General features: G+C 69.9%; 8 protein-coding genes and 2 pseudogenes. 7 read left to right on the top strand and 3 right to left on the bottom strand.

The features are described 5' to 3' along the window. Positions 1 to 569: pseudogene (locus GH736_RS09800) on the top strand (DNA primase); the annotation flags it as partial. A gap of 12 nt (positions 570 to 581) precedes the next feature. Here the strand turns inward: GH736_RS09800 and GH736_RS09795 are convergent. From GH736_RS09795 to GH736_RS09785, 3 genes are all read right to left on the bottom strand, one after another. Then, positions 582 to 1,148 carry a TlpA family protein disulfide reductase gene (locus GH736_RS09795; protein WP_159602673.1) on the bottom strand — a complete coding sequence of 189 codons (567 nt, stop codon included), beginning with the start codon at positions 1,146 to 1,148 and terminating at the stop codon, positions 582 to 584. Further along, positions 1,145 to 1,621, bottom strand: coding sequence for a hypothetical protein (locus tag GH736_RS09790; RefSeq protein ID WP_159602670.1), 477 nt, complete (start codon positions 1,619 to 1,621; stop codon positions 1,145 to 1,147). The genes GH736_RS09795 and GH736_RS09790 overlap by 4 nt, the downstream gene beginning before the upstream one ends. A gap of 149 nt (positions 1,622 to 1,770) precedes the next feature. Further along, positions 1,771 to 3,924, bottom strand: coding sequence for a metallopeptidase domain-containing protein (locus GH736_RS09785; protein ID WP_235933946.1), 2,154 nt, complete (start codon positions 3,922 to 3,924; stop codon positions 1,771 to 1,773). Between the two features lie 412 nt (positions 3,925 to 4,336). On the opposite strand from GH736_RS09785, the gene GH736_RS09780 reads away from it, so the two are divergent. The 6 genes and pseudogenes from GH736_RS09780 to GH736_RS09755 form a co-directional block, all read left to right on the top strand. Next, complete coding sequence (locus GH736_RS09780; RefSeq protein ID WP_159602664.1) at positions 4,337 to 5,971, top strand: ABC transporter substrate-binding protein; 1,635 nt, start codon at positions 4,337 to 4,339, stop codon at positions 5,969 to 5,971. A gap of 86 nt (positions 5,972 to 6,057) precedes the next feature. Continuing rightward, a complete protein-coding gene (locus GH736_RS09775; protein ID WP_159602661.1) occupies positions 6,058 to 7,152 on the top strand; it encodes an ABC transporter permease in 1,095 nt (364 codons plus the stop codon). A 1-nt stretch (position 7,153) separates the two neighbouring features. Further along, positions 7,154 to 8,227, top strand: coding sequence for an ABC transporter permease (locus GH736_RS09770; protein WP_159602658.1), 1,074 nt, complete (start codon positions 7,154 to 7,156; stop codon positions 8,225 to 8,227). Further along, on the top strand, positions 8,224 to 9,912 hold the full coding sequence (locus tag GH736_RS09765) for a dipeptide ABC transporter ATP-binding protein (protein ID WP_159602655.1): 1,689 nt from the start codon (positions 8,224 to 8,226) through the stop codon (positions 9,910 to 9,912). The genes GH736_RS09770 and GH736_RS09765 overlap by 4 nt, the downstream gene beginning before the upstream one ends. After that, positions 9,912 to 10,775, top strand: a complete 864-nt coding sequence (locus GH736_RS09760; protein ID WP_159602652.1) for an ATP-binding cassette domain-containing protein — start codon at positions 9,912 to 9,914, stop codon at positions 10,773 to 10,775. The genes GH736_RS09765 and GH736_RS09760 overlap by 1 nt, the downstream gene beginning before the upstream one ends. Next, positions 10,772 to 11,332: pseudogene (locus GH736_RS09755) on the top strand (hydroxyacid dehydrogenase); the annotation flags it as partial. The gene GH736_RS09760 and the pseudogene GH736_RS09755, both read left to right, overlap by 4 nt.

Genomic DNA, 11,332 nt, shown 5'->3' with positions numbered 1-11,332 from the left:
GCGACCGACGCGGGACGGCGCCTGCGACAGCGCCGGGCAACGCGCAGCAGGGTTCGTCGCGCGACCACGCCGATGCATCTGATGCCCCGACCCGGCCGTTCTCCATCACCGACCTGCCGGGCGACCCGTCGACCCGGCTGGAGCGCGACGCGCTGCAGGTCATCCTGCAGTACCCCGACACGGTGGGCGCCGACCTGCTCCGCCATGCGATCGACTGCCGGTTCGGCAACGCCACGCTCGCGGTCGTGCGGGACGCCGTCGCCTCGGTGCTCGCGTCGCCCGATCCGGCGATCCGAGTCGACCGGGTGGTCGAGGAGGTGCCGGCGCCGTTCGGCGGCATCGTGCACCAGCTCGCGGTCGCGCCGGTTCCGCAGCGCAGCGAGGCCGAGCTGGCGGCCTACGTCACGGGCGTGGTGAGCGCCCTCGTCGACCGGGAGCTGCTGCGGCAGAAGTCCGAGCTGCTCGGGCGGCTCCAGCGGGCCGACCGTGCCGACACGGCGACGTACACCGCCCTCCAGCACGCCCTCGTCGACCTCGAGCGCGATCGGCGGGCCCTTCGGGGCGACTGACCGGGCCCGGGGTCAGCCCGCGCGAGACACCATCTGCTCGAGCTGCTCGCGGATCCTCGCGGCGTCGGCGCCGCCCGGCCAGAGCTTCACGAGACGTCCGTCGGCGTCGATCAACGCGGTCATCGGCGGCTCGGTGACGGCGTAGGCGCGCCAGATCTGCAGTTCGGGGTCGAGCACCACGGGGTCGCCGACCTGTTCGGCGTCGAGGTAGGTCGTGAGCGCATCGGGGTCGGTGTCGCCCGAGACCTGGGCGATCGCCACGGCTTCGCCGTACTCGGAGGCGACGTCCGCGAGCACGGCCTGCTGGCCGGCGCACGTCGAGCACCAGCTGGCCATGAACTGCACGAGGAGCGGCCGACCGGCTGCCAGGGCGTCGAGGTCGACCGCCGTGCCGTCGACGAGGCGGCCGTCGAGCGACGGTGCGGCCGGGGCATCCGCGACGGGGAAGTAGGAGGTGCCCTCGGGGATCGCACCGGGGAGGCGGGCGGCGCCGCCTCGTGGCTCGGTGGTGCATGCGGCGAGGGTCAGGGCCAGCGTGGCGGCCGCCACGACTGCTGCGGCCCGTCGGAGGGGGGTCATTCGGATCCTTCGATGGTGGGGTCGGCCAACGCGGGCACGAAGACCATCGTGCCATCGGCATCCGCACGGTGCTCGGCGACGACCTGCCCGTCGATGCTCACCGTGTACTGCGCGCCGTCGTCCAGGCTCGCGGTGCCCAAGGGGAACCGGCAGAAGGTCGGGATGCGCGGCGCCCGGCCGTAGTCGATGTCGTCGACCTTCACCGCCTCGCCGTCGCCGAGCACCACGGCGAGCACCTCACGGCCGTCGCCGTCGTGAAGGGTCAGCTCGGCGCCCGCGTGGATGCCGAGGTACGGCCTCGCGCCCGAGCACGAGGCGCCGAGCTCGCGCAGGTGGCCGTCGCGCACGACGAGTTGGAGTCCGTCGGCGTCGACGGAGTCTCCGGTCGTCGTCCCGGCGCACCCGGTCAGCGCGACGGCCGACAGGAGGGTCGCGGCGAGCAGCGCCGAGCGGTGGATGGGCCGGAACCCCACGTGGCCTCCCCGTGCCCGCCGATCGGCCGGGCGTCGTGTCGTGTGTGTCGTGTGATCGTGCGGGCTCACGCGGAACCCGGGTGGCGCCGAACGGGGCGACGCGGAACGAGAGGTCGTCCCGTTCCGCGTGCCCCGCCCGGTGCGAGTGACTACCGGGCCTTGCCCGGAGCGTCGAGCTCGCAGGTGATCGTCTCGGTCTTCGACGGGTCGTTCTCCGACGTCGCCGTGATCGTGACGTTCGCGTCGCGGTCGGCGTCGGCCCCGCGCGACGCGTAGACCGGCACCTCGATCGTCGAGCCCGCCGCCGCCGCCACGATGCTGCTCGGCGTCGTCACCGACCATCCGCGTCCCTCGATCGAGGTCGCCAGGCGGTAGATGTCGTTGTTCGCCTTCGCGTCCTCGACGGCCGCACCGGTGTTCGTGAGCGGCACGAGGCACTGCGCGATCGCGGTGCCGTTCGCCTGGGCCTGACCGTGCATGGCGGCGAGGTTGCCCTTCACGGTCGCGGTGCCGAGGTCGACACCACGGGCCTGTGGCCCGGCGCTCACGGTGGAGCGCACGGCCACGTCGTACGCGAGGATCCCCTCGGCGTCCCGCTCCACGTTCAGGACGTAGAAGTGCAGGCCGTTGGCGGTGTCCACGTACTCGTACTCGGAACCCGAGTCGTTGCCGGCGTGGAACAGCGCATCGTTCAGCTGGCGCTGGTCGCCCCGCGTGATCATGATCGGGGTGCCGTCGGGCCGCACGTAGTCGACCGTCGCGATGTCCTGCGGGTTCGCGTCGATCGTCCAGATGAACGGGTTGCGGTCCTGGTTCTTCGTCTTGGCGATCATCACGCCGTGGTCGGGCTGGAATGAGTCCGTGCCCATTCGGTCGATGACCTCCACGGTGTAGTTGTCGAACGACCCGCCGTCGCAGTCGTACTTCGCCTGGCGCGTGCAGGTGCCCGTCGAGTCATCCGCCGCCGCCGCAGTGGGCTTGTCGAAGACGAGGTTGATGCCCGTGAGCTCGCCCGGCCGCATGACCGCGCGGGAGACCACCTTGGTGACGACCGAGCCGAGCGCGTCGAGGTCGCTCTCCTGCAGGTTGAGGTAGTTCGACTCGTCGATGATGCCCAGGTTGATGCGGTTGCGGAGGCCGACGCCCGAGGGCTGCGATCCGCCGGCCACCGACGGGACGCTCCAGCGCTCGTGCGTGCCGCCGGGCCCGTTGAACGTGCCTCGTGCCAGGATGTCGAACGGACCGCTCGTGTCGCGCAGGGGTCCGCCGTCGGCGGCTTCCGTGCCGTACGGGTTCCCGTAGTTGTCGGCGATGCCGAGGATGTGCGAGAACTCGTGCGCGTAGGTGCCCATGCCCGACGACTCCGCCTGCGTGGAGTTGCCGGCGCGGCCGTTCCTGGGGGAGTTCGCGTTCGGCCAGTGGTTGACCGCGGCCGCCCACGAGGTCCACGGGACGTAGCGGGTCTTCGCCCAGTTCGCCATGGGTGCGCCGTTCTGGTCGAGCGCGACGCCGTTCTCGTCTCGCGGCGGCCCGAAGTCGTCGGTCACGTCCTCGGGGTGCTCGAACAGCATCTGCCCGAACTCCTCCCACGTCGACGACTCGTCGTGGCCGGCGGTGACGTAGAACACCTGGTCGAACTGGGTGAGCGGGTCGGCGCTGCCGATGTCGGCGCCCCAGAGCGCCAGCGCGTCGGTGCGGATGTTCTTGTCGCACGATTCGCCCTGCGGGCAGAACGCGGCGTTCGGCTTGTTGAACGAGTCGTTCAGGCCGTACTCCTCGATGTTGCCGGGAAGCTGGTAGGGCCCGAACGCCTGCATCTGCACGCTGAGGCGGCCGCCCGACTGCTCCATCCAGTACTCGTTGATGGTGCGGCCGTGGTTGAGCTCGCTGGGCTTGTTGAGCAGGTCGAGGTAGAACTGCGGCACGTCCTCGCGAGCGAGGCCGTTCGCGAGGCCCGACGGGTCGCCGAACGCGTGCGCGCCCTCGGGCTGGGTGACGAGGAAGGGCTGGTTCTCGAAGTCGACGAGCACGATCGCGCCGTTGAACTGCCGCTCCGAGCCCTCGATGTCGTTGGCCCAGTCGGTGCCGGGGACGGCGACGTAGTCGTCCCAGGTCATGTCGTCCATGTTCTCCCAGGACTGGGGGTCGACCGGGCCGAGCACGGAGGGGTCGAAGGAGTCGGGAGGTGCCGCCATCGCGGTGCCGCTCGACACCGTCGCGAGCGTGATGACGCCCGCTGCGGCGGCGATGGCGAGCCCGGCTCGCCTCGTCGCGGTTCTGGGTCGGTGATCTCGTCGTGCCACTGCAACCTCCATGTCGTCTCCCGCGGAGCGATGCGTCCGCGTGCACCGCTTCCTGTGATGCGGCATTGCATCCGCTGGGAAAGCGATGTCCATGGATCCTTCCATCGCCCCGCCCGTGACCGACAGGGCGCCGCGCCGAATCGACGCGTGGCGAATTCCGACGGTTACCCGTCAGGATTTCCGAGCATTACGGTCCGATAACGTTGAGTTCGCGCTACAGGTCGCCGTGCTACCTCTTGAAGGGTCCTCCCGCTCGCAGCAGAGCGGCGGGGTGGCGCCGCCCTCGTCTCGAGGGTGGACAACGAGCGACCCGTTCCACGCCCGCATGCGGGACCCGAACGCGCCGGTCCCACCAACTCGGCATCCGCCTTCCGAAGGTCGAGCCGATATCCATAGGAAGAGGTAGACGGATATGACATCCGCATCCACGAACCGGAACCGCGCCCTCATCGCGGTGGCCGGTGCCTCCGTGGCCGCCCTCGCACTCGCCGGCTGCACCGCCGGCGGCGGCGACAGCAGCGAGGCATCCGGTGGCACGCTGACCATCGGCACCACCGAGCAGGTCACCGCGCTCGACCCGGCCGGCTCGTACGACAACGGTTCGTTCGCCGTGATGAACCAGGTGTACCCGTTCCTGCTCAACACCCCCTACGGCAGCCCCGATGTCGAGCCCGACATCGCTGAGTCGGCCGAGTTCACGAGCCCCACCGAGTACACGGTGACGCTGAAGCCCGACCTGAAGTTCGCCAACGGGAACGACCTCACGGCCTCCGACGTGAAGTTCACGTTCGACCGGCAGCTCGCGATCGCCGATGAGAACGGCCCCTCGTCGCTGCTCTACAACCTCGACTCGGTCGAGGCGGTCGACGACACCACCGTCGTCTTCACGCTGAAGTCGGAGAACGACCAGATCTTCCCGCAGATCCTCTCGAGCCCGGTCGGCCCGATCGTCGACGAGGACGTCTTCTCGGCGGACTCGCTCACCTCCGACGACGACATCGTCGCGGGCAACGCGTTCGCCGGCCAGTACGTCATCGACAGCTACGACTTCAACAACCTGATCTCGTACAAGGCGAACGACGACTACCAGGGCATCCTCGGCGAGGCGAAGACCGACACGGTCAACGTGAAGTACTACACGGATGCCTCGAACCTGAAGCTCGACGTGCAGGAGGGGAACATCGACGTCGCGCACCGCACGCTGAGCGCGACCGACATCGAGGACCTCCGCGGCAACGACAACGTGAAGGTCGTCGACGGCCCCGGTGGCGAGATCCGCTACCTCGTCTTCAACTTCAACACGATGCCGTTCGGCGCGACGACCCCTGAGGCCGACCCGGCCAAGGCGCTCGCCGTCCGCCAGGCCATCGCCGACCTCATCGACCGCGACGCGATCTCGGAGGACGTCTACAAGGGCACCTTCACGCCGCTGTACTCGTACGTTCCCGAGGGCCTGACCGGCGCCAACGAGGCGCTGAAGGGCCTCTACGGCGACGGCAACGGCGCGCCCGACCCCGACAAGGCCGCGGCCACGCTCGAGGCGGCCGGCATCACGACGCCGCTCGACATCTCGATCCAGTACGTGGCCGAGCGCTACGGACCGTCGTCGAGCGACGAGTACGCGATCATCAAGGACAACCTCGAGTCGAGCGGCCTGTTCAACGTGAACCTGCAGTCGACCGAGTGGGTCCAGTACTCCGAGGACCGCGTCGCCGACCTGTACCCGGCCTACCAGCTGGGCTGGTTCCCCGACTACTCGGACGCCGACAACTACCTCACGCCGTTCTTCCTCACGGAGAACTTCCTGTCGAACCACTACGACAACCCCGAGGTGAACGACCTGATCCTCGAGCAGGCCGTGACGGCGGACCCCGAGGCTCGCGCGGCGCTCATCGGCGAGATCCAGGACAAGGTCGCAGCCGACCTGTCCACGATCCCGTACATGCAGGGCGCGCAGGTCGCGGTCGTTGGCAGCGACGTCGAGGGCACGGAGGACACGCTCGACGCGTCCTTCAAGTTCCGCTACGGCGCGCTCTCCAAGGGCTGATCACGCACTAGAGTCGTTGAAGCTCGACGACGGGGGCGACCTGCTATCGCGGGTCGCCCCCGTTCCCCTGTACCCCTGAGGAATCCATGAGCACCTTTGACACCGTTCAAACGACGGAGGACCTCCCGGCTTCGGGACGTCCGAAGCCGAAATCGCAAGGAGGCGGCTTCGGACGATACGTCCTCGTTCGGTTCCTCCTGATGTTCCCGACGATCTTCATCCTCGTCACCCTCGTCTTCTTCCTGGCCCGCACCACCGGCGATCCGATCACCGCTGCGCAGGGCGGCCGGCTCGGACCCGAGGCCCTCGCAGAGCTGCGGGCCGCCGCCGGGTACGACCGTCCGCTGTTCATCCAGTACTTCGAGTACCTCGGCCAGATCCTGACGGGCAACTTCGGATCGACGATGACCACGAACCGTCCCGTCCTCGAGGTGCTCACGACCTACGGTCCGGCGACCTTCGAGCTGGTCTTCTACTCCCTGATCGTGGCGTTCGCGGTCGGCATCCCGCTCGGACTGCTCGCCGCGTACCACCGCGACAAGACGCAGGACGCGATCTACCGCGTGCTCGCGATCTTCTGGTACGCGATCCCGATCTTCTTCGCCGGGCTCCTCCTGAAGCTCATCTTCTCGGTGTGGCTGAAGTGGTTCCCCGTCGCCGGTCGCGCGAGCGTCGGCGCCGAGCTGCAGATGCAGACGGTGCCGAACAAGACCGGCTTCTACACGATCGACGCGCTGATGACCGGCGACCCCGCCGTGCTGGGCGACGTGCTCATGCACGCCGTACTGCCCTCGATCGCGCTGGGCCTCGCCACGGCCGGCATCTTCCTCCGCCTCGTGCGCACGAACGTGATCGGCACGCTCACGACCGACTACGTCGACGCGGCTCGCTCGCGCGGCGTCGCCGAGTCGCGCCTGCTCCGCAAGCACGCCTACCGGCCGGCGCTCATCCCGATCATCACGGTCATCGGCCTGCAGATCGCCCTGCTGCTGTCAGGAGCGGTGCTCACCGAGACCACGTTCGAGTGGAAGGGGCTCGGGTTCATCCTCGCCGAGTTCATCGAGTCGCGTGACTTCATGGCCGTGCAGGGCATCGTCGTGCTCCTCGCCGTCATCGTCACGATCACCAACTTCATCGTCGACATCATCGCGGCGTACATCGACCCGAGGGTGAGGTACTGAGATGACCGCGGCATCCGTCACCGCCGTCCCGAAGCGACGACTCCGCGACCGGCTCCCGGTCGTGCACCAGCTGCGGCAGAGCGTCGGGCTGCAGCGCGGCATGCTCGTCGCCGGCCTCGTCATGCTGACCATCTTCATCCTCTCGGCGATCTTCGCGCCGTTGCTGGCGCCCTACGGCTTCGCGCAGCGCAAGAACGACGCCGGCGCGTTCGGCACCCAGCAGCCGCCGTCGCTCGAGCATCCGTTCGGCACCACGGTCGGCGGGTACGACGTGCTGTCCCGCGTGATCTGGGGCACCCAGACGGCGATCCTCGTGATCATCATCGCGGTGCTCCTGTCGATCTTCATCGGCGTGGCGCTGGGGCTCTACGCGGGCTACTTCGGCGGCTGGGTCGATCGCGTGCTCGTCGTGGTCTTCGACGCGATCTACGCCTTCCCGTCGCTGCTGCTCGCGATCGTCCTCTCGATCGTGATCTCGGGCGGGCAGTCCAACCTGTGGGCGGGTGTGCTCGCCGCCGCCGGGGCGATCACCGTCGTGTACATCCCGCAGTACTTCCGGGTGATCCGCGCCGAGACCGTGCGCATCAAGGCGGAGGCGTACGTGGAGTCCGCGAAGGTGCTCGGCGCCTCGAACTCGCGGGTCGTCTTCAAGCACGTCTTCCGCAATGCCACGCGCACGCTGCCGCTCATCATCACGCTGAACTCGTCCGAGGCGATCCTCACGATGGCGGCGCTGGGCTTCCTGGGCTTCGGCATCGAGCCGACCGCGGCCGCCGAATGGGGCTACGACCTGAACAAGGCGCAGTCGGATGTCACGAGCGGCATCTGGTGGACCGCGCTGTTCCCCGGCCTGGCCATCGTGTTCACGGTGCTGGCGATCACCCTGGTGGGCGAGAGCCTCAACGACCTGGCGGACCCGCGTCTGCGCGGGCGTCGTCGGGTCGCGCAGGCGGCCGGCGAGGTCGCGCAGACCTCGGTCGTGCCGGGAGGCGCGTTGTACGCGGGGCCCGGCGGACTCGCCGGCCTCGAAGACGGAGAGACGTTCGACGAGCACGGGATCGAGGTCAAGCGATGAGCACGGTGGTCGACATCAGGAACCTCGGCGTCTCGTTCTCGACCGACGCCGGTGCGGTGAAGGCGGTCGACGACGTCTCGCTGTCGGTGCAGAGCGGCGAGGTGCTCGCGATCGTCGGCGAGTCCGGCAGCGGCAAGACCGTGACCGCGAAGACGATCCTCGGGCTGCTGCCCGAGACGGCGACGACCCGTGGCGCGGTCATCCTCACGAACCGCGAGGGCACGCGCGAGAGCGACATCATCACGGTCTCGAAGCAGCGGCTCCGAGAGGTGCGCGGCACCGACGTGGCGATGGTCTTCCAGGAGCCGTCGACCGCGCTGAATCCGGTGTACACCGTCGGCTGGCAGATCATGGAGGGGCTGCGGGCGCACGGCGACGTCTCGAAGCAGGAGGCGCGCGCGAAGGCGATCGACATCCTCGGCCGCGTCGGCATCCCCGACCCCGAGGAGCGGATCGACCACTACCCGCACCAGTTCTCGGGCGGCCAGAAGCAGCGCATCGTCATCGCGATGGCCCTCGTGCTCAACCCGGGCCTCATCGTCGCGGACGAGCCGACCACCGCGCTCGACGTCACGGTGCAGGCCGAGATCCTCGACCTGCTGCGCCGCTGCCGCGACGAGTTCGGCTCGGCGATCGTGCTGATCACCCACAACATGGGAGTCGTCGCCGACCTGGCCGACCGGGTGGCCGTGATGTACCAGGGCGTCGTGGTCGAGGAGGCGGACGTGCACACGCTGTTCGCGTCACCGCAGGCCGACTACACGAAGAAGCTCCTCGCGGCCGTCCCCTACGTGGGTCACGGCACGGTGAAGGCCGCCGAGCGCGCTGCGGCGCGGCCGACGAACTGGCTGGAGCAGCCGCCGGTGGTGGAGGCGAAGGGCCTCGAGATCACCTACCCGGGTCGGTTCGGCCGTCCGGGCTTCCAGGCCGTCGGCGGCGTCGACCTCGTCATCCGGCCTGGCGAGGTGCTCGGCCTGGTCGGCGAGTCCGGCTCGGGCAAGACGACCATCGGACGCGCGATCGCCGGGCTCACGAAGGTCACGGGCGGGTCGCTGAAGGTGCTCGATGCCGAGATGAACGGGATCCGGGAGCGCAACTTCCGTCCGCTCCGGAGCCGCATCGGGTTCGTGTTCCAGGACCCCGCGTCGAGCTTCAACCCGCTCCTCACGATCGCCGAGTGCGTCGCCGAGCCCCTCGTGATCCACGGCCGCGCGAAGGACCCTCGAGCGGCGCGTGCGCGGGTCGACGAGCTCCTCGAGGCCGTGCAGCTGCCGAAGGCCTACGGCGACCGCTACCCCCACGAGCTGTCGGGCGGACAGCGGCAGCGTGCGAGCCTCGCGCGCTCGCTCGCGCTCGAGCCCGAGCTGCTCATCGCCGACGAGCCCACCTCGGCGCTCGATGTGTCGGTGCAGGCCCGCGTGCTGGAACTGTTCGCCGAGCTGCAACGCGAGTTCGGGTTCGCGTCGCTCTTCATCAGCCACGACCTCGCGGTGGTCGACCTCGTCGCAGACCGCATCGCCGTGCTCTACCACGGGCGGCTCGTGGAGGAGGGCACCGGCATCGAGGTGCTCGGCTCGCCCGTCGACCCGTACACGCAGCGACTGCTGGCCTCGCTCCCCGTGCCCGACCCGGCCGCGCAGGCCGAGCGGCGTGAGGAGCTCCGCCGCCTCCGGGAGGCCGACTGATGCGGGGCGCGGCGCACGGGTTCCCGGTGGTGCTGAGCGACCTGTCGCTCGAGTACCCGTCGCACGGGCCGAGCCCTGCGCACGTCGCCCTGCACGGGCTGACGCTGACCATCCACCCCGGTGAGGTGCTCGGGCTCCTCGGCAGCGCGGGCAGCGGCAAGAGCACGCTCGCCAAGGTGCTCTCGGGAGTCGCCTTCGATCCGCAGTCGGCCGAGGTGCGACCCGTCATCACCGGCGGCGAGGCCACGGTGCTCGGGCATCGCCTCCGTTCGCTGCCGCGCCGCAAGGTGCCCCAGCTCCGGTTCCACGTGGGCTACCTCCCGCAGGATGCGGCGGCGACGCTGCCGCGCGATCGCACGGTGTCCGAGATCGTGGCCGAGCCGATCCTGGAGCGGGACCGGCGGTACAACCGCAAGGCCCTGCAGACGCGGGTGGCGACGATGATCGACGCGGTGCGGCTTCCGCTCGGCATGCTCGACAAGTTCCCCTACGAGCTGAGCGGGGGACAGCGCCAGCGCGTCGCCCTGGCCCAGGCGCTCGTGCTCGGCCCGTCACTGCTGATCGCCGACGAGCCCACCGCCGGCATCGACCTGACGGTGCGCGACGCCGTCGCGCAGCTCATCAGCGAGCTGCGCGATCGCGAGCACCACTCGTTCTCGGCGCTCATCATCAGCCATGACCTGCCGGTGCTGCGGCGCACCGCCGATCGGATCGCAGTGCTCGACAAGGGGGAGCTCGCGGCGCTCGGCACGATCGACGAGGTGTTCGACGACCCGACCCACCCGTACGTGATGGCCCTCGCGGGCGCGCTCGACGCGGGCCACGCGGTGATCGACGAGCTGGAGGACGGTCCGACGGCATGATGGATGCCGCGACGCCGCGCCGTGCGCACCGCGTGGTCGCGGGCTCCGAACCGCCGACGACCGGCTCCTGGCGTCCGGCGTCGCCCGGACCGATCGCGGTGCTGCCCGACGGCGACGCGGTCCTGACCGCGGCGGTGCGCAGCGCGGGCGGCACGGTCGCTGCGCTCGGGCCCGAGACCCGCGGGATCGTCTGGACCGCGGCATCCGGTGCAGAGGAGCTGCGGAGCGCGCTCGACGCGCACCCCGACGTCTCCTGGGTGCAGTTGCCGTGGGCCGGGGTCGACGCGTTCGCGCCGCTGCTCGCCCGCTTCCGCGACGACGGACGCGTCTGGACGAGCGCCAAGGGCGCGTACGCGCAGCCCGTCGCCGAGCACGCGCTCATGCTCGCCCTCGCCGTGCTGCGCGAGGTGCCGATGCGGATACGAGCCGAGCGCTGGGAAGTCGACGAGCGCGGCCGCACGCTGTTCGGCGCCGAGGTGGTGATCGTCGGAGCCGGCGGCATCGCCGCTGAGCTCCTGCGGCTCCTTGAGCCGTTCGGCGTGCGCGCCACGGTCGTC

The sequence above is a fragment of the Agromyces humi genome, assembly GCF_009720255.1.
Lineage (GTDB): Bacteria > Actinomycetota > Actinomycetes > Actinomycetales > Microbacteriaceae > Agromyces > Agromyces humi.
Note: the sequence above shows the minus strand (reverse complement) of the source record. Positions and strands in the feature narration are given on the sequence as shown.